This window comes from endosymbiont of Lamellibrachia barhami (assembly GCF_011947365.2).
Classification (GTDB): Bacteria; Pseudomonadota; Gammaproteobacteria; order Chromatiales; family Chromatiaceae; genus QGON01.
This window is the reverse complement of the sequence record NZ_JAAVSH020000001.1, coordinates 3440833-3466014: the sequence shown is the minus strand read 5'-3', so window position 1 is coordinate 3466014 and position 25182 is coordinate 3440833. Positions and strand designations below refer to the sequence as shown.

Below are 25182 nucleotides of genomic sequence, written 5' to 3'. Positions count from 1 at the left end.
CAGGGGTCGGAGTCAAACCGCGTAAAGAGCGGCGCTAATAGCGATACAAGCGGGCGGTTTGACTCCGCCCCCTCGCTAAAAAACTTTGTTGGGCTTCATGCTTCAGCCCAACCTACTATTGAGAGATGCTTCATGTTATTTGGACGTTCGAAAAAGAACCCCATAAAGATCGCCGACAAGGGTGTAGTCGAATGGAAGTACGCCGCCTGCGGTTACTGCTCCACCGGCTGTTCCATCGAGGTGGGGCTGAATACCCAGGGCAAGCCGGTGGCGTCCCGTGGCGTGGCCGAGGCTGACGTCAATCGGGGAAAGCTCTGCCTGAAGGGCATCTTCGAGCATGAGCTGTTTGACTCTGCCGGGCGTGGCACGGAACCCAAGATGCGCGACCACTGGCACCAGCCGTGGCAGGCCACCGACTGGGATACAGCCCTGGACAAGACGCATGACGAAATCCGGCGTATCCAGGAGAAGTATGGCCGCGACGCTTTCGCCATCATCTCCACCGGGCAGATGCTTACTGAGGAGTTTTACACGCTCGGCAAGCTGACCCGTGGCTTGATCGGCACCAACAACTACGATGGCAACACAACCCTCTGCATGGCCTCGGCGGTCTCCGGCTACAAACGATCTTTTGGTTCCGACGGACCGCCGGGTTGTTATGAAGATTTTGAGCATACCGACTGTCTGATCGCCTGGGGCTCCAACCTGCCGGAGCAGCACCCCATTATCTACTGGCGTATGAAAGAGGCCCAGGAGAAACGCGGTTTTCCGCTCATCGTGGTCGACCCCCGCGTCACCATGCTGGCACAGAATGCGCATATGCATCTGCCGATTACCCCAGGCACCGATGTGGTGCTGCAGAACGCCCTGATGCACGTAATCCTCGACGAGGGTCTTGAAGATGCAGCCTATATCGAGGCCAATACCAACGGCATCGAAGCGCTTCGGGCAGAAGTGGCAAACCATGATCCAGTAACCGCCGCCAGGATCTGCGGCATCGATGAAGATACCATCCGTCACGTTGCACGACTGTTTGCCAATGCGGGTGCGGCCATGCAGATCTGGACCATGGGCATCAACCAGTCCACTCACGGCTCTGATGGCGTGGTGGGCATCAACAACCTGGCACTGCTGACTGGCAACATCGGCAAGCCCGGAGGCACCAGCCTGTCGATTACCGGCCAGTGCAACGCCATGGGTACCCGCGAGTGGTCATCCTGCTCCGGCCTGCCCAATTACCGTTTTCTGGAGAACCCGGAAGACAGGGAAGAGATCGCCAGGGCCTGGAACATCGATCCCGAATTCCTCCCCAAAAAGCGCGGCATGTTCCAGACCGACATCTACCACGCCATCGAGTCGGGCCAGATCAAGGGGCTGTGGCTGATCGCCACCAATCCGCTGACCTCCCTGTCCAACACCTCGCGGGTACGCAAGGCGATGGAGAAACTGGAGTTCTGCGTGGTGCAGGACTGCTATGAAGATTCAGAGAGCGCCCAGTATGCTCACGCCTACCTGCCCGCTGGTACTTGGGCGGAGAAGGAGGGCGTGATGACGAATACCGAGCGGCGGATCAATCTGATCAACCCCATCAGTCGACCGCCAGGCCAGGCCAAGCCCGATTTGTGGATCTTCAACCGCATGGCCGAACGCTTTAATCGCGACGGCAAAGTCGACTTTCCGGAACGTGCGCCCGACATTTTTCTGGAGATGGGTAAGCTGTCCAAAGGTCGTTTGTCAGACATATCCGGCATGACTCACGAGCTGATCGAAAAAAACCGGGGTATCCAGTGGCCCTACACCCAGGAACAGGTGGAGACGGGTGAGGCACCGCCCAAAGGCGGCAAGCGCCTGTATACCGAAGATACGACATTCCGTTATGCCGACGGCAAGGCCAAGCTGATCCCGTTGCCCTTTATCGACAACAACGAGGTGCCGGATGGGAAGTTTCCCATCTGGCTCAATACCGGGCGTCTGATCGAGCATTGGCATGGTCGCACCAAGACCGGCAAGATCGGCAACAACAACAAATACAGTCCACTCCCGTTTATCGAGATCAGCCCGGATCTGTGTGTAGAGATGGGTATACAGCGGGGCGAATACGTGCGTCTGGTATCACGCCGTTCCGACGCGGTGGTAATGGCCCAGCCTACCCAGCGGGTGCCTAAGAATATGGTCTTCCTGCCGTTCCATTTCCACGACTGCGCCAACCGTCTGACCCTGGGATTGTTGGATCCGCACTCGCGTCAGCCTGCTTACAAGCAGTCCGCCATACGCATTGAACGTATAGAAGACCAGGAAGCTGCGGCCCGGTTGAGTATGGAAATGCGCAAGTTTTAGGTGGATATTTTGTTCACCACAGAGACCACGAAGAACACGAAGACAAAAAAGATGAATATAAAATCGACAACCTTACGGCCAGTGATCAATCCGATGGACACAAACAAATTCCATAACAATATAGGTAACAGTCACCCTTCGTGCTCTTCGTGAGCTTCTCGTGGTGAATAATCGCAAAAGGGGGGTAGCCGGTTAGCGCCACCAAATACTACATGTTGTGTTATCTCCACTGATAGCCATGAGTGACATCGGCATCAGTGACTGGATCAGTAACAACAGCCTGCTCAAGTAAGCGGCGAAATACCAATCCGCGGTTAAGCGAGGTACGGCGATTGAACCGGAAGGTGAACTCCTCCAGATAGGATTGCAGGTGTTCAGGGGTGACTGAGCCCTGATGTGTTCCCAAGATCCAGCGCTTGAGCAAGCTCGCAATACGATGCACACCCGGCATCGCAACATGAGCAGGATCACCAGAGTTCGATAGCACGGTTTGCTGATGTTCGTAACCATGCGTGAGGAGGCCATTATAACCAGTCCAACCATCGGTCGATACTGATGCGCCTCGCATCACTACGTCACGCACAAAAGGCAGTAAGCTGGTTCCTGAGGCATCAGCAATGTGGCGCATTCGAACACGTCCAAAACCTTTCGGTTGCTTTATTTCTACAGCGATCGCCACGATGTTCTTACTCGTTCCACGCCCTCGTTTTCCACCATGTTCAACGCCTCCAACAAAGGCCTCATCAACCTCTACATTGCCAACCAATTGTCCACGCTCAGCACGAACCATAGCTATTCTGTATCGTTGTAACATAGCCCATGCTACTCGATAACTTGTTCCAAGTGTGCGTTCAAGAGTCTTCGCTGACATTCCATTCTTAGCAGTGGTAACGTGCCACGCAGCCTCGAACCATGTTGTCAGCGGAGTACGTGTCTTGTCGAAGATCGTGCCTGCGCCAACACGCACATGCCTTCGGCAAGCAGTGCACACCAGCCGCTCACGGCTTGCGCGCCAAAACTCATTGTTATTACACGTTGGACAGATGAACCCTTTTGACCAGCGCAAGCCCTCTATGTAACGAATACACGCTTCTTCATCTGGAAACATCGTGACAAACTCACGATACGTCCGTGGGTAATCTTGGCCCGCTACCGGGCTTCGAGCTTCCGCCGATTGATTTTTTGATAACTGCACCCCTATATATTGGGGTAAGTGGCGCTAACCGTCCACCCCCTTAATCGCAATTCCTTAGTAAGGTGCCACGATGTTTCAAGTACGTGAAAACGAACCCGATTATGCTCTGCTCAACGACCCGGTCTGTCAGAGTCAGAACCGTTACGGCAAGTCCATTGAAACCGTAAGTGAAGGCGATTCTCGTCATGGTGTGAGTCTTAACATCAACGACGACGACAGCATCGGTGAGAACCCCAACCGCTACAAGCAGCACGGTTTCTATTTCAATGCCGACAACTGTATCGCCTGTCACGCCTGTGAAGCCGCTTGCAGTGAGAAGAACGACAATCCGGCGCACATCGCCTTCCGCTCGGTAGGTTTTGTGGAGGGAGGGACCTATCCCGCCTACCAGCGCCTCAACATCTCCATGGCTTGCAACCATTGCGACGATCCGGTCTGCCTCAAAGGCTGTCCGACTCGCGCTTACACCAAGTTCACCGAGTATGGTGCCGTGTTGCAGGATCCGGACATCTGTTTTGGCTGTGGCTACTGCACCTGGGTCTGTCCCTACAATGCGCCCCAACTTGACCCGGTGAAGGGTCAGGTAACCAAGTGCAACATGTGCGTGGACCGGCTCGAAGTAGGTCTCAAGCCTGCGTGTGTCTCTGCCTGCCTGGGCAAAGCGCTGGACTTCGGTGTGATCGAGAATGTCCCTGATGGATGTACTCAGGCGAAGAGTGAGATTCCCGGCTTCCCGCGCACCGATATTACCCATCCCAACATCCGCTTCCAGCAGACCCGTACCACCCAGCGGGAGATGGCGCGTGTGGATAGCACCGCGCTGAAATACCACCGCGATGATGCCGACGGCAGTTTCCGCCCGGCACTCGACCCCAAACACGGATTCAAACGGGAGTGGAATTTTGGCAAGCTGCTCGGCTCCCACGAGAACGCCCACGTTGCCTTTACCCTCAGTATTCAGACCGTGATGGGAGCCTTCGCGATGCTGACGATCGGCTCCTGGTTTGGTCTGGAATCGGTGAGTGGCTTCACTGACGGCAAAGCTTTCCTGCCCGCCTTGCTGACCATGCTGGTACTCACTGCTGTTGGCCTGTTCAAACTCAACATGCACTTGGGTAAACCGCATCGCTTCTACAGAGGTTTCTACAATTTGCGACTCTCACCGGTCAGTCGCGAGATCGCCGGTGTTTCACTCTTTTTTGCCGGGCTGACAGGTTTTACCTTCTTTGCCTTATCCCAGCTGCTTTTCGACAACCGCTTTCCCGGGATCGTGCAGGATGTTTTTGCGATTATCGGCCTCATGGGAGTCGGGGTTGGTGGTTACTTCATGTATAAGCTCTACCGAATTCCCGCCCGCCCATTTTGGGATCACTGGCATACCGCAGCGACATTTGCCGGCACAGCCCTGAGCCTGGGCTCTCTGTTACTGGCGTTAGTTGCGCTGGCATCCAACCAGTTATCGCCGGAACTGGGACGACTGCTTGCCATGACGGCAGGCGTGGGGTTGGCACTGGAAGGCATCGGCCTGCTTTTCCATGCGCAAGATCTACAGGGCCAGGAGAGCGAGGGGACCGCCTCCTTCTATGAGCAGACCACCATATATGGATACCCTTATTGGCTGCGCAATGGCCTGTTGGCGTTTGCCCTGGCTCTGGCCGTAAGTGTGGCGCTGATCGGCAGCAACAGTGCCTGGATATTCATTGTGCTGACGCTAATGGCCCTGGCTGCATCAGTCATAGGCCGGGCGCTCTTCTATGTGCTGGTGATCCCCACCACCATGCCTGGCGCCTTCTTCTGGAAGAACAAAGGGTTTGTCGAACACGCCCGGGAATCGGGACTGGCTGATATGCCGCAGATGGGCGTGGTCTATGAGCGCCATCACCCATTCAAACTCGGTAAACTGCTGGAGACGATTCGCTCGACGTCTCTGAGTGAGAAGATTGCCCAGGTGCGACGTATCGTGACAGGGTAAGAATATGGCTTGCTCCTGTTCAAGCCGTAGGCACGATCAAGCGTAGCGGATCGGGCGATTGAGTTGGCAGAACGATAAGGCTGCCGGTTCCGCTACGCTTGAACCCGCCTACACAGTTCAATGATTCAGGATTGAAAACCCGTAGGTTGTGATGCGCAAATCAAAGGCAAGCTGAATAGTTGCGCGCGCTGTTTTAATATAGGGTCTGGCCACAGACCTCTATATTATTCAGGGCACTATATCAGGTGACAGAAAACACAAAATCCAATGCCCGGTTTCTGCTCAACCTCAAGAAACACCATCCCGCCTGGCAACTGTTGGTGGCCCACACCGGGCCACTGGTTATCAGTTCGCTTAAATCACTTTTTGATGAAAGCCTGAACGGAATCGATCTTGATAACGCTATTCAGGTGTTGAGCGAAGTGCTACAGCTCTCCCACGAGATGGGTGAGATCGAAAGTAGTAACGACTATCTGCTGGAGGCGCGACGTGAGATTCGCCAATGGATTCGGCGAGGTCTGGTGGTGGAGCGTGAAGGGCGTCTGATCGCAACCGATGCCCTGGAGTCGGCCTTCCGTTTCGTGGATGGCCTGGATAACCGCATCATGACCTCCACCGCCTCGCGCCTCTCCATCGTGCAGCGTGAAATCGAAAATCTCGAATCCAGCATCAATCCCGATCCGAAGAACCGGGAGGCGCTGATACGACATAAAATAGCCACCCTGGAAGCTGAACTTGCCGCAGTGCAGAAGGGTGAGGTTAAAGTATTGTCGGAGCAGTCCGCCATTGAATCGATCCGCGAAGTCTATAACCTCTCGATGAGCCTGCGTAACGATTTTCGCCGGGTGGAGGACTCATATCGGGAGGCTGATCAGCAGCTACGTCAGTCGATCATCGGCGAACAGAGCCACCGGGGCAATATCGTCGACAGTCTGCTGGAGAGCCATGAGCAGTTGCTGCAAACCGATGAGGGAAAGGTATTTGACGCCTTTCAGCGACAACTGGCGCGCAAACTGGAACTGGATAATATGAAACTGCGCATTCGCTCATTGGTGAGGAGGCCAGTGGTGCACAAAGCGCTGACCCGGGAGCAGCAAACTGAACTGAGTCGACTGATCATCCGCCTGGTGGGTGAGAGCGGCATCGTGATCCGTGCCCGGGCGCGCAGTGAACGTGATGTAAAAGGTTTCCTCAAAACCGGCCTCGCCTCCGAGCACCACAGGGTCGGTCAGCTGTTGAATAATATCTTTGCCCAGGCCGCCACAATCGACTGGAGCCGTCAGGCCCTGCGGCGATCCCCCAGCCCCCTGCCGCCCATTGGGGTCGCCAACAGCACCCTGCCGGTGTTGGAGCGCCTGCGCTTTAAAGATCTATCCGAAGGCATCGAACCCATGCTTGATCTGGTGGAACAGACCACCGATCTGGACGATGTGGATGATGAATTCTGGTCATCCTTCGATGCCCTGGACAGGCAGGCTTTGGTGGAAGAGACGCAGGCACTGCTGGCTGCCGAAGGTCGCGGTCTGACCATCAGAGAAATCGCCTGGAAAATCCCGCCAACCCACGATCTGGAGTCACTGGCGCTTTGGCTGTCTATGGCGTTGGAGGCCGATATCCCCTTCGACGATGAACAAGAATATATCGATCTGAGTAACCCGGACGGCATCCACTACCGCTTTACCCTGCCGAAGGTGGAACTGAGCAGCGATGCCTTGAGTGGTATCGAACTGGAACTGTGATGAGTGAAGAGCAACAGACCCCCATGGACGAAGGGACAAACAACGGACCTGCCCCCTCTGACTCACAGGAGCTCACGCCGCAATCGTTAAAAAGCGTCGTGCAGGAGTTGCTCAAATATGGCGTTTTGGAAGCAGAGCACAAACCCAATCTCTATCGTATTGCGCTGACCTCTTTTCAGGCGGTCAACACCATTCTGGAACCATTGGATATGGCGCTGAAGATCGATGACATCCGCGGCATCGCATACCTCGCTATCATCGAAGACTATGCCGACAGCGAAAAGGATGAGTGGAGCCATCCGCTGGTGCGCCGTCAACGGCTCAATCTGGAGCAGTCGCTTCTGGTGGCGATCCTGCGGCGGATCTTTATCGCCCATGAGATGGAGTCGGGTATCGGTACCCAATCGGCGCTGGCCCATCTCGATGAGCTGATGCCGGAGCTGAACCAGTTTCTGGGCGAAACGGGCAGCGACAGCCGCAATGACAAGCGTTTACGCCAACTGCTGGAGCAGTTACGGGGCCATGGCCTGGTTTCGGAAATAGATAAAAACGATCAACTCACCATCCGGCCGCTGATCGTGCACATCGCCAATCCGGAAAACCTGCAGAACCTGCTGGCGGCCTTTAAACAGCAGGCAGAGATACAACAGGAGTCTGCTGAATGAGCCGTGCCAAACAGTCCGGGCAAGGGCTGATGTTTGAGGAGCTGCAGAGCCGTGCCCCTTACATCATCGAACAACTGGAGGTCTATAACTGGGGTCCGTTCAGTGGCCTTCACCGGGCCGAGATCGACCCGCACGGCAGCGCCATTATCGGTCAGACAGGCAGCGGCAAGACCACCCTGGTAGATGCCTTGATGACCCTGGTCGCCGCCCGCCCGCTCTACAATCTCGCCTCCACCGGAGGGCACGAGAGTGATCGTGACCTGATCTCCTATATTCGCGGAGTCTCCGGCGAAGGCAACGAGAGCGGCGACAATGCGCATATTGCCAGAAGCGGCTCCACGGTCACTGCCGTCGGCGCCCGTTTTACAGACGGGGAGCAGTACGTCTCGCTTACCGGACTCTTCTGGCTCGACGGCAGCAGTTCATCCATGAGTGACCTCAAACGGCTCTGGATATTCAGTCGTAACAGTGAGCTGGGTATTGGCGACTGGCTGGAACTGCATCGCGAGGGTGGCGCCAGGGCGGTAAAACGGTTTGGCAGGGAACAGAGCAACCTCCATACCCACGACAGTAAAAAAGCCTATCTGGCCCAACTGCGGCGATTTTTCGAGGTGGGCGAGAATGCCTTCTCCCTGCTCAATCGCGCCGCCGGACTCAAACAGCTCAACAGCATCGACGCGCTGTTTCGCGAACTGGTTCTGGATGATAAGTCGGCTTTCAAACGCGCTGCCGAAGTGGTGGATGGATTTGATGTACTCAAGGAGATCCACAGCGAACTGGAGATCGCCCGCACCCAGCAACAATCCCTATTGCCGATCGAAGCGGAAGAGCGGGTTCGCTTGCGCAAGAGTGAAGAGGTCGAGCGGCTTTCCCGTTTGAAACAGATTCTGCCGCTCTGGTTCGCTACCCAGGGACACAGATTATGGCAGCAGAAACACGCCAGTCTTAAAGATGATCTTGCACAGAGTGAACACCTCTCGGCTGACCTGACAAACCGCCAGCACAAACAGGAACAGGAGACTGAAGATCTGCATCGTCTCTATATCGAACAAGGCGGCGGCAACATTGAGCAGCTGGAACAGCAGATCACGATCCAGGAGAGCAATCTTCGTAACTGTCAACGTGAGGCTCACGACTATCTGCAACTGGCGAAGGCGCTTGATCTCGATGCAACCCTATCGGAGGCCGCACTTGCCGATAACCGGCAACGCAGTGAGGCTGTGCGTAGAGAGAACGAACCCAAGCTGGCCGAACTGGATCAGCAGCGGGATCAACAGGGTGGGTCACTCTTCTCCACGAGAGGGCGTGAAGCGAGTTTAAAAACAGCGTTACAGGAGGCGCGCAGTCATAGCGGCTCCAACATCGACAGTCGCTACCTCAACTTCAAACATGACTTGGCCGAGATCCTCAACATTCCTCACAGTGATCTGGCTTATGTCGCCGAGCTGGTCGAGATCAAAGAGGAGGAGAAGGCGTGGCGAGGTGCAATCGAACGCGCCATCGGCAGTCACCGCCTGCGCCTGATCGTGCCGGGCGAACAGATGCAGCAGGCCCTTGCATGGGTCAACCAACGCGACAATCGCCTGCATGTGCGTCTGCTCGATGCGGCAGAGTATTCCGGCCGGGCCAGTTTTCTCAATGACGGTTTCACCCACAAACTCAACTTTGGGCAACACCCGCTGCGTGAAGCGATAAAAACCTTCCTCGCCGATATAGACCGCCACTGCGTCGATAGCAGTGAGATGCTGCATAGAACCCCACACGCAATGACCGTTAAGGGGATGATGTCGGGTAAACATGGCCAGTTCGACAAGCAGGATCAGCGACCTCTCGATGCCGACTGGATGACAGGTTTCAGTAACCGTGACCGGCTGCGCGAACTGGAGCATGAACTGTCTCAAGCGGGCCATGAAGTCATAGAGAAAGAGAAGCTGTTTACCCGGACAAAAGAACGACATGAACAGCTTGGTCGACAGATTCAACTGCTTTCCAGATTGGAAGAGCTGCAATTCAGTGAGATCGATATAGCATCCGCCGAGACGCTGTTGCTACGCCTGCGGCAACAGCTTGAGCAGTTACAGGATCCCGATTCCGACACCACACGCGCCAGAGAGCAGTGGCAGCAGGCAAAACAGAAACTGCACCAGTGCCAACAGAAACTGTTGGAAAACGAGCAGCAGAAAAAAATATTTCAGGCAGAGATAAAACGGGCGAAGGATAGAATCAGACAACTTGCCAAACGGATGAGCACTGTGCTGTCAGCAGAACAACAGGCAATAGGAGACAGCCAATTTGGAAAAATAGCGATTGAAGAGGTTGAACACCTGGATGAGAAAGAGCGTGAAGCGAGCGATAACTCCCAGAAGCAGTTGACCAAGGCTGAAAGTACACTCTCAGCCACAGAAAAAAGACTGATTTCATTGATGGGAAATGCGAAGACCAAGGATACCGGCGCACTTGCAGAGGCAGGGACAGAGATTCGTGATACCCCCAGCTATCTTCAACGGTTGGAGCTGCTGACCAAAGAGGCGCTGCCGGAAAAAGTAGAACGCTTTCTGGGGTACCTCAATAAATCCTCAGATGAGGGGGTGACCCAACTACTGGCCTATATCGACAACGAGACATCGGTCATCGAGGAGCGGATCGATGAGCTCAACCAGACCATGGTCAAAGTCGATTTCCAGCCCGGATGCTACCTGCAACTGCAACCGCGGCGGGTGATCCATGAGACTCTGACAGCCATCCAAAAGGCACAACGCCATCTGCGTAGCGCCGCGTTGAAAGAGGATCAGGGGGAGTCCCACTATCGCGCGCTGGTGGAGGTGGTTCGCCTGTTACGCGATGCGGTGGAACGCCACAAGACCGTGGGCGCCAAGGCACTGCTCGACCCGCGTTACCGCCTGCAATTCTACGTAGCGGTAATTGAGCGTGATGGTGAGCGGGTGATCGAAGTTCGCACCGGATCACAGGGAGGCAGTGGTGGCGAAAAGGAGATCATCACCAGCTATATCCTCACCGCCTCATTGAGTTATGCACTCTGCCCTGACGGCATGGGTCATCCCCTGTTCGGCACGGTGGTGCTCGACGAGGCCTTCTCCAAAAGTTCTCAGTCCGTCGCCGCACGTATCATCGGGGCATTGCGCCAGTTCGGGCTGCATCCCCTGTTCATCACTCCCAACAAAGAGATGCTGCGTTCACACACCCGCTCGGCGATTTTGGTACACAGGCGTGGACAGCGCGCCACCACCACATCTCTCAGTTAAAGAGCTGGATCAGCAAAGCAAAAAGCGGCTGGAACGTTCCAAATGAAAACGCCTGAGGAGTTACGTCACAAACTTCATGTCACGGTGGCAAAACGGCAAGTTGCGCGCAACAACGGCTGTTGGATCATATGCCTGGCCTTTGACGCCGCTCATCGGAAAGCCCCTCCTGCACAACCAACCAATGAAATATCTGCCGTCAGAAAACACATAGAGCTCTGGCGCAAAGTACCACGAGGAGAATCGACTGGCAGCTTCGGTCAACTACTGCAGCACGGCGGAAGCGGTTCAACTCCCACTGAACCGGTACTGCAATCGGCTGGATGAGTGATAGGAGGCGATGGCCGATGCGACGATCCGCAGGAGTATCTGTTGTTATCCACACCTTGGCTGATGTCGACCTGCTGTTTCACCCCTTCTGATTCTGCCACTACTGGCCTATATCGACAACGAGACATCGGTCATCGAGGAGCGGATCGATGAGCTCAACCAGACCATGGTCAAAGTCGATTTCCAGCCCGGATGCTACCTGCAACTGCAACCGCGGCGGGTGATCCATGAGACTCTGACAGCCATCCAAAAGGCACAACGCCATCTGCGTAGCGCCGCGTTGAAAGAGGATCAGGGGGAGTCCCACTATCGCGCCCTGGTGGAGGTGGTTCGCCTGTTACGCGATGCGGTGGAACGCCACAAGACCGTGGGCGCCAAGGCACTGCTCGATCCGCGTTACCGCCTGCAATTCTACGTAGCGGTAATTGAGCGCGACGGTGAGCGGGTAATCGAGGTTCGTACCGGATCGCAAGGGGGCAGTGGTGGCGAAAAGGAGATCATCACCAGCTATATCCTCACCGCCTCATTGAGTTATGCACTCTGCCCTGACGGCATGGGTCATCCCCTGTTCGGCACGGTGGTACTCGACGAGGCCTTCTCCAAGAGTTCTCAGTCCGTCGCCGCACGCATCATCGGGGCATTGCGCCAGTTCGGGCTGCATCCCCTGTTCATCACTCCCAACAAAGAGATGCGGCTGCTGCGTTCACACACCCGCTCGGCGATTTTGGTACACAGGCGTGGACAGCGCGCCACCACCACATCTCTCAGTTGGGAAGAGCTGGATCAGCAAGCAAAAAAGCGGCTGGAACGTTCCAATGAAAACGCCTGAGGAGTTACGTCACAAACTTCGGCGTCAATGGCAAAACGGCAAGTTGCGCGAACAACGGCTGTTGGATCATAGCGCCTGGCCTTTGACGCTGCCTATCGGAAAGCCCTCTCCTGCACAAATCAACAATGAAATATCTGCCGTCAGAAAACACATAGAGCTCTGGCGCAAAGTAACAACAGGAGAAATCGACTGGCAGCCGGTCAACTACCGCAGCACGGCGGAAGCGGTTCAACTCCCACTGAACTGGGTACTGCAATCGGCTGACGAGTGGATAGAGGCGATGGCCGATGCGACGATCCGGCAGGAGTATCTGTTGTTATCCACAATCTTGGCTGACGTCGACCCGCTGTTTCACCCCCTTCTGATTCGCCAGCGGCAGCAGCTGTTGTCCAGAAGTGTTGAAGAGACCATCAAGGCCTGTGAGGTAGCGCTGCAACTTGAATCCGGATGCGCCGAAGGCAAACCCTTGCGGGCGCTCTCTGTCGCCGGTTGCGACAGCAAGTTTTTCGAGCGTAATCGCACCCTGGTGGGCAAGCTGCTTGAGTTGCGATTCGGCCAGCAGGTTATAGATCGGGGTCTTGAGTTTTTCCTCGGGGCGCTCGATGAGAGCGAGCACTGGCTGCTGATTGCCCCTCTGGAGGCAGGGCTTCTCCCTTTCAGGCAACTCAGAGTGAGAAGCAGTGAGTTCGCGCAAACACCACTGCCCGGCACTCATCTGCTGATTGTCGAGAACGAGCGTTCCCTCTATCAACTGCCGTCACTGCGCGACACCATCGCCATACTTGGGGCGGGGCTTAATCTAAGCTGGATGCAAGCCGCCTGGATCCGCAATAAAAATATCGCCTATTGGGGAGACATCGACACCTGGGGTCTCTCCATGCTTGCCACGGCCCGTTCATACCAGCCGGCCCTGACGCCGATATTGATGGACGAGGAGACCTTCGAATGCTGTAACAAAGAGAAGGCTGTTGCCGAACCCGTAACGGCAGGTGAATCCACGCCTTCCCAACTCACCGAACAGGAGAAGGCGCTGTATCTCAGACTCTGTCGATCAGAGAAAGGTCGGCTGGAGCAGGAGTTTATTCCTGATGATTTGGTGAAAAATGAGATTACCCGTTGGCATGCACTTGCCTGAGAGACATCAAACCAAATCCTGGCCGCGCAGATACTCCTCGTAATTGCCCTTGAAGGTGACCACCCCCTCGGGGGTGAGTTCGATAATGCGGGTGGCCAGTGAGGAGACGATCTCCCGATCGTGGCTGACGAAGATCAGTGTGCCGGGGTAGTTCTCCAGCGCCGTGTTGAGTGACTCGATGGACTCCATATCCAGGTGGTTGGTCGGCTCGTCCATCACCAACACATTGGGTTTGTGCATCATAATCTTGCCGAAGAGCATGCGCCCCTGCTCTCCACCAGAGATCACCTTTACGGATTTTTCGATCTCCTTCTGAGAGAAGAGCATGCGGCCGAGATAGCTGCGCACCACCTGTTCATCGTCGCCCTCCTGCTGCCACTGACTCATCCATTCCAGCAGGTTCATCTCCTCTTCGAAATCGGCAGCGTGATCCTGGGCGTAGTAGCCGATGGTGACATTCTCCGACCATTTCACCGTGCCGCTGTCGGGACTCAGGCCACGGTGTTCGCTGCCGACCAGGGTGCGAAGCAGTGTGGTTTTACCTATGCCGTTTGGACCGATGATGGCGACGCGTTCACCAACCTCGACCATCAGATCCAGGCTGTTGAACAGCGGTTTTTCATCATAGCCTTTGCTGAGTCCCTCAACCTCCAGGGCGAGGCGGTAGAGTCTCTTCTCCTGCTCGAAGCGGATGAAGGGGTTCTGACGGTTGAGGGTTTGATCTCAATGAGCTGATCTTGTCGATTTGTTCAAGCGTGAGGTGGCCTGCCTGGCCTTTGAGGTTATGAGAAGGCTGACGAAGTCTTTCGCAGTTCGGCGATCTGCGCCTTTTTCTTGGCGTTGTTGGCCAGTTGGTGTTCGTGAACCTGGCCATTGCAGTCATGTACTCATCGAAGCGTCTTCGATAGACCCGCAATTCGCCGTAATCCAGATCGGCCATGTGGGTGCAGACGCGTTCAGAAAGATGGTCGGGAGATGATAATCATAGTGGAGTTGCGTTCGTTGAGCACATCCTCCAGCCAGTGGATGGTGTTGATGTCGAGGTTACAGGCTCGTCGAGCTAACATGATGTCTGCTCGGCGAACAAGTGCCTGAGCTAGCAGGAACATCGCAGTTTCAGCCGGGGCTACTGGTGCTCATCGGGCTGCTTGTGCTGCTCCAGCGGGATATCCAGCCCAGTAACAGTTCTCCCGTGCGACTCGGCGGTATATTGGTCGGCTCGTCCATCACCAACACATTGGGTTTGTGCATCATAATCTTGCCGAAGAGCATGCGCCCCTGCTCTCCACCAGAGATCACCTTTACGGATTTTTCGATCTCCTTCTGAGAGAAGAGCATGCGGCCGAGATAGCTGCGCACCACCTGTTCATCGTCGCCCTCCTGCTGCCACTGACTCATCCATTCCAGCAGGTTCATCTCCTCTTCGAAATCGGCAGCATGATCCTGGGCGTAGTAGCCGATGGTGACATTCTCCGACCATTTCACCGTGCCGCTGTCAGGACTCAGGCCACGGTGTTCGCTGCCGACCAGGGTGCGAAGTAGTGTGGTTTTACCTATGCCGTTTGGACCGATGATGGCGACGCGTTCACCAACCTCGACCATCAGATCCAGGCCGCTGAACAGCGGTTTTTCATCATAGCCTTTGCTGAGTCCCTCAACCTCCAGGGCGAGGCGGTAGAGTCTCTTCTCCTGCTCGAAGCGGATGAAGGGGTTCTGACGGCTGGAGGGCTTGATCTCATCGAGCTGGATCTTGTCGATTTGTCTGGCGCGTGAGGTGGCCTGCCTGGCCTTTGAGGCGTTGGCGGAGAAGCGGCTGACGAAGGTCTGCAGTTCGGCGATCTGCGCCTTTTTCTTGGCGTTGTTGGCCAGCTGGCGTTCGCGAACCTGGCTGGCTGCAGTCATGTACTCATCGTAGTTGCCCGGATAGACCCGCAATTCGCCGTAATCCAGATCGGCCATGTGGGTGCAGACGCTGTTCAGAAAGTGACGGTCGTGGGAGATGATAATCATAGTGGAGTTGCGTTCGTTGAGCACATCCTCCAGCCAGCGGATGGTGTTGATGTCGAGGTTGTTGGTGGGCTCGTCGAGCAACATGATGTCTGGCTCGGCGAACAGCGCCTGAGCCAGCAGAACACGCAGTTTCCAGCCGGGGGCCACTGCGCTCATCGGGCCGTTGTGCTGCTCCAGCGGGATATCCAGGCCCAGCAACAGTTCTCCTGCGCGCGACTCGGCGGTATAGCCGTCGAACTCGGCAAATTCCACCTCCAGCTCGGCCACCTGCATCCCTTCCTCTTCGCTCATCTCTGGCAGTGCGTAGATACGGTCACGCTCCTGCTTCACTTTCCACAGCTCGGCGTGTCCCATGATCACGGTGTCGAGTACCGTAGATTCTTCATAGGCGAACTGGTCCTGGCGCAGTTTGCCTAACCGCTCGTTGGGGTCGACAGTGACGTTGCCGGCAGTCGGTTCCAGATCTCCGCCGAGGATTTTCATCAGGGTCGACTTGCCGCAACCGTTGGCGCCGATCAGGCCGTAGCGGTTGCCGCTGCCGAACTTGACCGAGATGTTTTCAAACAGGGGCTTGGCCCCGAACTGCATGGTGATATTGGCTGTTGAGATCAAAATATTTTCCGGAAAATAGTGAGATGCTTGTGGACTACTGGACAGGCGAGAAAGTGCGAGCGAGAAGGCGTTAAGCACAAAATCGGCGCATTATGGCACAGCTTGGGGTGGGGGGTGCAACCCTGGATTGAACTGAGTTAATACTTCGCAGCAAGAAGTCACCCTTTCCGAATGACTCCATAGATGTAGGCCGGTTCAAACGCAGCGGAACCGGCAACCTTATTGATCCTGCCAATGCAATAACGCCCGATCCGCTACGCTTGATCGGGCCTACGGCTTAATAGTTTACATTCACTGCGCTGCACAGGTAGCGCATGAACGGATCTGCCTGCTTGAAACTGTTGTAAACAAACTGGGCAAAGGATGGTGCTGTTATCTTTCCGCAATCGAAGTATTTACAGGCAATGAAGTCCTTGCGTTTGAGATCGTCCATCAACGCATGTTCGGGGGGGAAACCCCGCGGGGGGCGTTTGAGCGAATCACCCTCAAGGGTGAAATGTCTGCGGAAGGTTTTGTCATCCCTGGCGGCTTTCCATGATGCCGGATTGTCCACGATAAAATCACGAATCTTCCCCAGAAGGGGGTTCTCCGGATGCCAGATACCGGCGCCGACAAAGCAGAGTTCCGGCTCTATGTGAACATAAAAACCCGGTGCATGGATATCCTTGCCCAGTTCGTGGCGGAACTGAATGCCGATGTTGGTTTTATAGGGCGTTTTGTCTTTTGAGAAACGGGTGTCCCGGTAGACCCGCATCAGGGAACCGCCAGACTTTTTTGCGATGGCGCGGAATCGTGGGGAGATCTTCTGCAGTCGGGGCTGCATATGCTCGATGAATGCCAGCGCCGGTTCACGTATCTGTTGTTCGTAAGCAGTTTTGTTTTCGCTAAACCAGGCTCTGTTATTGTTGTTTGACAGGGTCTCCAGAAAAGGGAGACAGGTCTCTGGAAAACCTTTGAAAGCACTCATGACTCCCTCCGTTCGTTTACTTTGATGGTAGGTCAAAACCTCAAGGATTCAATCCTACGTGCTGGCCCACTCCCGTGGCTTGAGATATTTCTCATAGAGTTCGGCCTCTGGCGAACCCGGTTCAGGATGCCAATCGTAGCGCCAGCTCACCAGCGGCGGCATGGACATCAGGATAGATTCGGTTCGTCCGCCTGACTGCAGGCCAAAGAGGGTGCCGCGATCATAGACCAGGTTGAACTCGACATAACGCCCGCGCCGATAGAGTTGAAACTCCCGCTCCCTCCCACCGTAAGCAACTGCTTTGCGTCGTGTGACGATAGGGAGATAGGCCTCCAGATAGTGGTCACCCACGCTACGCATGAAGTCGAAACTCTTTTCGAAACCCCACTCGTTCAGGTCATCGAAAAAGAGGCCACCGATGCCTCTTGGTTCCTCTCTGTGTTTGAGATAGAAATAGTCATCGCACCACTGTTTGAATTTCGGGTGAACCTGCTCGCCGAAGGGTAAGCATGCAGCCTTTGAGATATCGTGCCAGTGGCGGCAGTCCTGCTCATTTCCATAGTAGGGCGTCAGATCGAAACCACCGCCGAACCACCAGACGGGATCGCTACCCTCTTTTTCGGCAATGAAAAAACGTACATTTGCATGGGAGGTCGGTACATAGGGGTTGTGGGGGTGGATCACCAGGGATACGCCCATCGCCTCGAATGCACGTCCGGCCAGTTCCGGCCTGTGTGCCGTGGCGGAAGGCGGCATCTTGCTGCCGGTGACATGTGAGAAGTTGACGCCGGCCTGCTCGAAGACTGCGCCGTCTCGCAGTACGCGACTGATACCACCACCGCCGAGTTTGTCGGTTTCATCCCGCTGCCAGGCATCTCGGATAAACCGTCCTTCGCCGTCCTCCTCCTCGAGTCTGGAGCAGATCTGTTCCTGCAGTCTCGACAGATAGCGCTTTACAGCATTTTTATCCGGTGTGGTCATTGGGTCGTTGTCCCAGATCGATTTGGAGGCGAGTTGGCCTAGTGTGGAGAGACCGTCTGATTCTTTCTGGGATGTTGTATATGAGAACAGCAGAGATCGCAATGCATCTCTGCCGTTAATAACCGCGCGAGTTACGGTGGAAGGGGACTGGATATCAGTTCAGCGATTGACGTCCAGATATCCACGCTCTATGGCGGTTTCCAGCGCTTGTGCGCTCTTGACCAGTTCCTCGAAGTTCTCCCGCAGCTTCCGCAATCGTCCTATCTGATCCTGAGAGGGCATTTTGTCTCCTGAAATCTCAGTTACCTCAAACAACTCTTTCAGATAGAGTCCCCTTGAACGGGCGACCAGTTCCATGACCGGACAGAGATCCTTCAGTGTGAGCTCAGGTATCATGGGGTTGATGATATTACGGTTGATGTCGCGGATTGTGCGGTCGATCTCCAGCAGCATGCGGTTGTGATCGAGTGATTCTGCTGCCATGGTCTGTTACTCCTTAACGGCTGGACTTGTGTTTAACGATCAATGATCGGGAATCTATTGATTGGAGCGGCAGAGAGAGGAGTAACTTTAATCTCCTTGGGTTTAATTCCCCGTTCGTCCGTGGCGAGGTGGTTTTTCTTGGGCTTCCCACGAATAAGGTTCAACTTCCTGAGAGAAACTCCAATTGGCGTTCACCAAATACGATTTGATCACCATGTGTGAGTTCGACGCCTCCTGCGCGCACAGATTTGCCGTTAACCGAAGGGATTGTGTGTCCGCCAAGCTTCAGCAGATAGTAACCTTGATGACGTTTGGTAATCAGCGCAAGATCGCCGCCTGTCTCCCCGATAGTGAAGAAGGCGCGGTTGAGTTTTGCTTCCTGACCTTTCTCCGGTCCTGCCAAATAGTGGATAAAGGCCAAGCCAGGTTTGGAGGTTACCGGATTTTTGGCCGGTTTTGCCCGCGATAGACGTTTTTGGACTGACGGCTGTATGACGACCGTCCTGTCGAGGTCGTTCTCGTCACTCGTCTCCTGTTGTTTCTTGTATTTAAGCTGATACTTTCCGATCTCGATGACATCGCCGTTTTTCAACATATGCTTTTTGATATCCTGGCCATTCAGCCGGGTACCATTGGTGCTGCGATGGTCTTCCAGATAGTACTCGGTGTAGATTCTCACCAGACTGGCGTGATGGCGACTGACTGACTGGTCACCAAGACAGATGTCGTTGGTTGAGTCCCGTCCCAGTTCAACGCGTCTCTGCTCCAAAGGAAAGTCCTGAAGCGTTTCGTTGTTGTTTAAAATAACGAGTTTTTCCATGATTCAACTACCCTAATACAGTAATAAATCTTCGCATTCATAACTCAGCGGGTCTTCACTCAAGCCGCCTCATCAATGCTTACCAGCACAATCGAAACATTATCGGTGCCGCCATTGTTGCAGGCGTTTTCAATCAGTTCATCGACCTGTTTAATCAAATTCTTGTCTGTGCTGAGCAGCTCATCCTCTATCTTTTCATCGGAGACGATGCTGGTCAGGCCGTCGGAGCAGAATAGATAGATATCTCCCACCTTGAGATCGGTCTTGGCGATATCAGCCTCTACATTTGGTGCAGTACCGAATGCTTTGGAAAGAATGTTGCGTGGAACACCGGCTTCAATCGCTTCCAGCGATGAGGAGAATACTTGCTTATCGATCATATCCTCGATCAGACTATGATCGCGGGTCAGAGGGGTCAGCTTGCCGTTACGCAGACGGTAGAGTCGGGAGTCTCCAACGTGTGCGTAGCGCAGATGATTCTCATCGAACATGCCCAATACCAGTGTGGTACCCATTCCCTGTAGTTCCGGCATCTGCTCTGCAGCTTCCAGGATGGCATTGTTGACAACCGAAAGGCTTTCCTGGAGTTGATGGTCGGATTCAGCGATTGGGTTACGTTCATCGTCAGTGAAATATTGCATCAACAGATCAACTGCAAGTTGACTGGCGATATCACCGCCATTTGCGCCCCCCATGCCGTCAGCAACGATTACGATACCGGCAGCCTCATCTGTGCCGATCGTGTCCTGGTTGCTCTTGCGCACGGGCCCCGTTTCGGAGCGATAAGCCAGATCCAGTTTATGGGCCTGCACCATCTGTTCCTCTAGTGACTAATATTGCTTGAGAAGGCTAGCGGCAGTTGTTCCAATTTATTGACCCGTTGAACTCGCAAATATGCTGATTGTGAGTCATGTCACGAAAACAAGGCAAAAAAAGGGGAGCCGAAGCTCCCCGTAGTTGTCTCTCAAGACAGCTGAACTACTTTTTTGTGCGTCCATTCAGGTAGGCCGACATCTTGGCCGCCGGGACGTAACCGGGCATAAGTTCCCCATCGGAAAGAAAGACCGCCGGGGTTCCTGTGACGCCGAGCAGTTCGCCCAGTTTCATGTGATCCACGATTGGATTGTCGCACAGCTTTTCATCGATGGGCTTACCGGCCTTGGAAAGGGTCATTGCAGCTTTCTGGTCATCGGCGCACCAGACAGAGACGGCCTTTGTATAGGAGGCGCTGCCTACACCGGCACGGGGAAACATCATATAGCGGACACGAATGCCGAGATCGTTGTATTGCGTGATCTCACTGTGCAGTTTGCGGCAATAACCGCAGTCGATATCGGTGAACACGGTGATGGTGTGTTTGGCATCATCGGAGCCAAAGATGATCATGTTCTCCTCGCCAACCTTGGTAATGGCATCCGCCTTGGCCAGGGAGATCTTAGGCGTTGAGAGATCCTCTCTTGTCGCGATCTCAAAAAGTTTACCGTTGAAGAGATACTTTCCATCACCGCTGACATAGAACAGACGTGGCCCTATCATCACTTCGTACAGATCAGGGATCACCGATTCGGTGATGCTGTCCGGTGTCTCTCCGGGGATCAGCTTGGCGATCCCATCCTGGACTCGTTTGATCGTTGCGGCATCGTCCGCAGCCTGGATGTTGCCGAAGGAGAGCAGGGCGACCAAGGTTGCCGCTGAAACGAATCCCGCTTGTTTGCGGCGGATATTAAAATTTTTCTTCATTAATCAATCCCGAAAATTCTGATATTGCAGTGGCAGGCCGTAGTCAGCCTCCCGTAACATGGCGATGATCTGCTGCAGATCATCCCGTTTCTTGCCGGTTACCCGAACCTGTTCACCCTGGATCTGGGCCTGAACCTTGATCTTGCTTGCCTTGATCGCCTTGACTATCTTGCGGGCGGTATCGGTATCTATGCCCTGTTTAATGATGACCTGCTGGCGGGCGGTGCTAAGTGTGGTTTCCGGATCATTGATATCCATACAGGCGATATCGACTTTTCGTTTGACAAGTTTTTGCCGCAAAATATCCATCATCTGCTGCAGTTGGAACTCTTGCTCGGTACGCAGGGTGATTTCGCTCTCATTCTGTTCGAATTTTGCGTCCACGCCTCTGAAGTCAAAGCGGGTGCCGATCTCACGGTTCGCCTGATCCGCGGCGTTTCGCACCTCCTGGATGTCGACTTCTGACACAATATCGAATGACGGCATTGAAAACTCCTGATTTGCCCGGTCAACCTGAAACTGCCCGGAATGTAGCACAATGTGAGGTTGGCTTCATAACTCGTAAAGTCGGGATGACAAACTATTCTCAACCTCTGGGATGGTGGATGGCGTGCAGGCTTTTCAGCCGCTCCCTCGCCACATGGGTATAGATCTGGGTGGTGGACAGGTCGCTATGACCGAGCAACAGTTGTACGACCCGCAGGTCTGCCCCATGGTTCAGCAGGTGGGTGGCAAAGGCGTGTCGCAGGGTGTGTGGGGAGAGATGCTTGCTGATACCTGCAGTGATCGCATGTTTTTTGATCAGATACCAGAAGGCCTGACGGGTCATTCCGCTGCCACGGCGTGTGGGGAAGAGGTCGGGACAGAGCCGGGCGCCCAGAATTTCCTGTCGGGGGCCTTTCAGGAAACGTATCAGCCAGGATTGAGCCTCATCTCCCAGTGGCACCAGCCGCTCTTTCCCGCCTTTGCCGATGATCCTTATCACGCCTTGGGTCAGGCTGACCTGCTCCGGACGCAGGCTGATCAGCTCCGAGACCCGCAGGCCGGAGGCATAGAGGACTTCCAGCATAGTGCGATCCCGAAACCCTTGTGCATCCGCCAGATCCGGAGCTTCGAGCAAAGCCTCGACCTCCGCTTCGGTCAGGGCGCCGGGCAGGGAGCGTCCGATCTTGGGTGCGTCGATGAGGGCGCTGGGATCGTGTTCGATCCAGCCTTCACGCAGGGCATATTGATAGAACTGGCGCAGGCAGGAGAGCCTTCGTGCGGTCGATCGGGGTTTGAGACCCTGTCGGGCAAGCTCTGCCAGATAGAGCAACAGATCACCGCGGTCAGCATTCAGCAGATCGGTTTTTCGTTGCTGTAGCAGCCAGATCGAGACCTTGTTTAGATCGCTTTGATAGGCACTGAGGGTATTGCGGCTCAGCCCTCGCTCCATCCAAAGGGCATCGGCAAAACTTTCGATGCGTCCCTGAACCTCCGCCGGCAACGCCATCAGTTGCAACCGGACCAGCCTTCGTGATTCAGCAACCAGCGTTTGATCGCCAGCGGTCCACCCTCCCGCTTACCCGAAAATCCACCGATGCCATTGGCGCCCACCACTCTGTGGCAGGGCACTACGACAGGACAGGGATTGGCGCGACAGGCATTGCCGACGGCACGGGGGCTAGTGTTGAGTCGTTTGGCAACCTCTCCGTAAGTGCGGACCTCACCGGATGGTATTGTTTGAAGCTCAGCCCAGACTCTCTGTTGGAAATCGGTGCCATACAGTTGCAGTGGCAGAGTGAATTGGCGCTTACCATCAACTAAATAGTGTTGAATCTGGGAAATTACGTTTCTGGTGACATCATCTGATGGGGGGTTGGGTGAAGTATTCTGGGGCAGAAAGTCGATCTGATGCAGTGTTTCACCCCGCATTACAATCCCTAACGCACCAAATGGAGCGGGGAAAATCGCCTGAAATTCTCTGTGTTGCTGACTCATTATCTATCTTTGTCAGTGTGCATAGATCCTGCCGTCCAAGTTATTCCGCTACCTTACCTCTGCGGGGCTTTGCTGAATACCCCATAAGCGGGTTATTGCAAAAAGGAGACTCGCGGCCTGCCGTTAGGTCATTCAGCGCTGGAAAAACGCAGTTGGAGGCTGTTGGATCGGTATATCCCAACACTGAAATCTTTCCACAGATCCTGTGGATAACTTTGTGGGTAAGGTGATTATGTTTGCCCCTAGCCCTTGCTGTTCCAGCATTGTCATTAAATTGTTTAATTTTTGCACAATGATAATTAATATATATTTATCAATAAGATATATCGTATTCAGCATGTATTTTCACAAGAATAAAATGTAAGCCAATAACTTTGGAGCCTTCGTTTCATAAATGTGCATAAAGGGATTGACAAGCTGTTTCTCCAGTGCCTTGTGCTGGATTAGGAAAAATACTTAGTATGAGTAGGGGGATTTCACTTTTCGTGAGAAAATTTCATTGCCTGATTGGCGCTGAAACCGGAGAATTGCGCGGATGAAAAAAGAGGGGCCAATGGTTGAGAAAAATAGAAAATTCTGGCGGGAAGTAAAACTGACGGAGATGAGCGCGTTACAGTGGGAATCTCTCTGCGATGGCTGTGCCAAATGTTGTCTGCAGAAACTGGAAGACGAAGATACCCGGGAGATCTATTTCACCAATGTGGTCTGTGATCTGCTGGATCTCGAAGGTTGCCGGTGCACCAGTTATACAGATCGCTCCGTGCAGGTTCCCAGCTGCATCACATTGACGCCACAGGATCTGGAGGAGCTCTACTGGCTTCCCGCCACCTGCGCCTATCGTTTGCTGGCGGAAGGCAAGGATCTGCCGGAGTGGCATCCACTGGTTTCCGGAAGGCAGGAGACGGTGGAGGAGAGTGGCAACTCGATTCAGGGTCGTGTGGTTCACGAAGCGGAGGCTGATGACTTGGTTTTTCACTTGATCGATTGGGTCGAAACATGAGCGAGATAGCCAGCCTGACCGAGTTTCTCGAAACCGCCGATGGACGTCTGCGTTTCTTCGATATGGGACGCCGTGTCAGCAAAATTCCCCACGATGATTTTCTCAAGTTTGAAAGAACCGAGCTTCCCTATCCACAGCCACTACAACAGCAAGCCTGGTTTGCCCTGGTCTTTCATGACCGTGAAAGTCAGAATGAACCCTTTATCTGGTTCCTGCGTTTCCCTTTGGACGAGCAGGGCAAGCTGGTGCTGGCCGCGCGGGACGATTTCATGCATCGACTGGTGGAGAGCCTGGGGGAAAATCTCGAGGCAGCACGCAAAGGCGAACACCTGCAGGCTGCCCTGGAAGAGAATCCCTACGTCTTTCAGCCTAAACAGGAGCGTTTGGCTGTACTGCACGCCAAGCTTACCCTGCTGCTGAAACAGCCTGCTTCCCGCTACTACGGCCACGCGGTCGACTATTTTCAGGGTAAGCCCGGCTGGGATCAGTGGTCTTTTCTCGGCTATCAGGGCATTGCCGACCTGGCTGTCCGCTGTGCCGAGCCGGAGATGGCCAGGCAGATCGCCGAGGCGATCCCGCAGCTTCCAGCCTCGCCGCTGGAGGCGCTCTGTCATTGTCTGGAAAATGAATCTGTGCCGGTGGCGATTGCCGAAGCGCTCTGTAAAAGGGTGGAGGTGGCCCTGGCAGAGGACGAACCTGATCCCCAAATTATTACTGCCGGCATTCGTGGCATCTCCAACAGCATCTCCCTGACCTATAGGGATCAGATGATCGGCAGCGTGCTGAATCATCCGATTGCCTCCCGCAGCGACGTGCTCACGGCGATTGGAGGACGGGCCTGGGAGGTGCTGGAGGACGAAGGGCTGCGCTGCCACTATCTTGAATGCCTGGCAGCATCTGATGAGTCGCAGGATTTTTTCAACCGGGTGCTGGCAGATCTGCTTTTTCTTCCTGGTGCCCGCCGCTTAATGTTGGCAAGCCTGCGCGATCCCAAACGATCCGAGACACTTTCAGAGTCGATTGGCGAATTTTTTTCCCGTATTCGCTCACCGGCGACCTGAAAAGCGGTGGTGATTAGTAAGCATGTTATGAGAGTGGTTATAATCAATATTTGATGGATAATCATT

The 25182-nt window shown here is 54.6% G+C and carries 21 protein-coding genes; 9 read left to right on the top strand and 12 right to left on the bottom strand.

Annotated elements, in window-relative coordinates:
- The first annotated feature begins 132 nt into the window (after positions 1-132).
- Positions 133-2337, top strand: a complete 2205-nt coding sequence (locus tag G9Q73_RS15915) for a molybdopterin oxidoreductase family protein (protein ID WP_177420650.1) — start codon at positions 133-135, stop codon at positions 2335-2337.
- 220 nt (positions 2338-2557) lie between these two features.
- Here the strand turns inward: G9Q73_RS15915 and G9Q73_RS15910 are convergent, their stop codons facing one another.
- Entirely contained in the window at positions 2558-3445 is an 888-nt protein-coding gene (locus G9Q73_RS15910) for an IS1595 family transposase (RefSeq protein WP_218649973.1), read from the bottom strand.
- A gap of 157 nt (positions 3446-3602) precedes the next feature.
- On the opposite strand from G9Q73_RS15910, the gene G9Q73_RS15905 reads away from it, so the two are divergent.
- From G9Q73_RS15905 to G9Q73_RS15880, 6 genes are all read left to right on the top strand, one after another.
- Positions 3603-5504 (top strand): DmsC/YnfH family molybdoenzyme membrane anchor subunit, encoded by a 1902-nt coding sequence (locus tag G9Q73_RS15905; RefSeq protein ID WP_177420648.1) that lies wholly within the window; start codon positions 3603-3605, stop codon positions 5502-5504.
- Between the two features lie 245 nt (positions 5505-5749).
- Positions 5750-7243, top strand: a complete 1494-nt coding sequence (locus G9Q73_RS15900; protein ID WP_177420647.1) for a DUF3375 domain-containing protein — start codon at positions 5750-5752, stop codon at positions 7241-7243.
- Positions 7243-7908: a DUF4194 domain-containing protein gene (locus G9Q73_RS15895; protein ID WP_246345313.1), complete on the top strand. Its 666-nt coding sequence runs from the start codon at positions 7243-7245 to the stop codon at positions 7906-7908. Before G9Q73_RS15900 ends, G9Q73_RS15895 begins: the two co-directional genes overlap by 1 nt.
- On the top strand, positions 7905-11171 hold the full coding sequence (locus G9Q73_RS15890) for an ATP-binding protein (protein ID WP_177420646.1): 3267 nt from the start codon (positions 7905-7907) through the stop codon (positions 11169-11171). Before G9Q73_RS15895 ends, G9Q73_RS15890 begins: the two co-directional genes overlap by 4 nt.
- A gap of 493 nt (positions 11172-11664) precedes the next feature.
- On the top strand, positions 11665-12327 hold the full coding sequence (locus tag G9Q73_RS15885) for an SbcC/MukB-like Walker B domain-containing protein (protein WP_177420645.1): 663 nt from the start codon (positions 11665-11667) through the stop codon (positions 12325-12327).
- A complete protein-coding gene (locus tag G9Q73_RS15880) occupies positions 12314-13462 on the top strand; it encodes a Wadjet anti-phage system protein JetD domain-containing protein (protein WP_177420644.1) in 1149 nt (382 codons plus the stop codon). The genes G9Q73_RS15885 and G9Q73_RS15880 overlap by 14 nt, the downstream gene beginning before the upstream one ends.
- Positions 13463-13468: 6 nt before the next feature.
- Here the strand turns inward: G9Q73_RS15880 and G9Q73_RS20245 are convergent, their stop codons facing one another.
- The 11 genes from G9Q73_RS20245 to G9Q73_RS15825 form a co-directional block, all read right to left on the bottom strand.
- On the bottom strand, positions 13469-14053 hold the full coding sequence (locus tag G9Q73_RS20245) for an ATP-binding cassette domain-containing protein (RefSeq protein ID WP_304956608.1): 585 nt from the start codon (positions 14051-14053) through the stop codon (positions 13469-13471).
- Between the two features lie 525 nt (positions 14054-14578).
- On the bottom strand, positions 14579-16084 hold the full coding sequence (locus G9Q73_RS15870; protein ID WP_177420643.1) for an ABC-F family ATPase: 1506 nt from the start codon (positions 16082-16084) through the stop codon (positions 14579-14581).
- A gap of 277 nt (positions 16085-16361) precedes the next feature.
- Positions 16362-17051, bottom strand: coding sequence for a DUF2461 domain-containing protein (locus tag G9Q73_RS15865; protein WP_177420642.1), 690 nt, complete (start codon positions 17049-17051; stop codon positions 16362-16364).
- A 54-nt stretch (positions 17052-17105) separates the two neighbouring features.
- Positions 17106-18032 (bottom strand): oxygen-dependent coproporphyrinogen oxidase, encoded by a 927-nt coding sequence (hemF, locus tag G9Q73_RS15860; protein WP_177420641.1) that lies wholly within the window; start codon positions 18030-18032, stop codon positions 17106-17108.
- A 159-nt stretch (positions 18033-18191) separates the two neighbouring features.
- Positions 18192-18515 carry a hypothetical protein gene (locus G9Q73_RS15855; protein WP_177420640.1) on the bottom strand — a complete coding sequence of 108 codons (324 nt, stop codon included), beginning with the start codon at positions 18513-18515 and terminating at the stop codon, positions 18192-18194.
- Positions 18516-18675: 160 nt separating this feature from the next.
- Positions 18676-19335: an FHA domain-containing protein gene (locus G9Q73_RS15850; protein ID WP_177420639.1), complete on the bottom strand. Its 660-nt coding sequence runs from the start codon at positions 19333-19335 to the stop codon at positions 18676-18678.
- 59 nt (positions 19336-19394) lie between these two features.
- On the bottom strand, positions 19395-20150 hold the full coding sequence (locus G9Q73_RS15845; protein WP_177420638.1) for a PP2C family protein-serine/threonine phosphatase: 756 nt from the start codon (positions 20148-20150) through the stop codon (positions 19395-19397).
- A gap of 163 nt (positions 20151-20313) precedes the next feature.
- Complete coding sequence (locus G9Q73_RS15840) at positions 20314-21075, bottom strand: DsbC family protein (protein WP_177420637.1); 762 nt, start codon at positions 21073-21075, stop codon at positions 20314-20316.
- A gap of 3 nt (positions 21076-21078) precedes the next feature.
- Complete coding sequence (locus G9Q73_RS15835; protein ID WP_177420636.1) at positions 21079-21561, bottom strand: YajQ family cyclic di-GMP-binding protein; 483 nt, start codon at positions 21559-21561, stop codon at positions 21079-21081.
- 100 nt (positions 21562-21661) lie between these two features.
- Positions 21662-22567 (bottom strand): site-specific tyrosine recombinase XerD, encoded by a 906-nt coding sequence (gene xerD, locus G9Q73_RS15830; protein WP_177420635.1) that lies wholly within the window; start codon positions 22565-22567, stop codon positions 21662-21664.
- Positions 22567-23055, bottom strand: coding sequence for a methylated-DNA--[protein]-cysteine S-methyltransferase (locus G9Q73_RS15825; RefSeq protein WP_177420634.1), 489 nt, complete (start codon positions 23053-23055; stop codon positions 22567-22569). The genes xerD and G9Q73_RS15825 overlap by 1 nt, the downstream gene beginning before the upstream one ends.
- A 535-nt stretch (positions 23056-23590) precedes the next feature.
- On the opposite strand from G9Q73_RS15825, the gene G9Q73_RS15820 reads away from it, so the two are divergent.
- Together G9Q73_RS15820 and G9Q73_RS15815 are read left to right on the top strand one after the other, a co-directional pair.
- The gene (locus G9Q73_RS15820) at positions 23591-24055 is read left to right on the top strand and encodes a YcgN family cysteine cluster protein (RefSeq protein ID WP_246345311.1); all 465 of its coding nucleotides are present in this window, start codon (positions 23591-23593) and stop codon (positions 24053-24055) included.
- A complete protein-coding gene (locus G9Q73_RS15815; protein WP_177420633.1) occupies positions 24052-25116 on the top strand; it encodes a DUF3549 family protein in 1065 nt (354 codons plus the stop codon). Before G9Q73_RS15820 ends, G9Q73_RS15815 begins: the two co-directional genes overlap by 4 nt.
- The last annotated feature ends 66 nt before the right edge of the window (positions 25117-25182 follow it).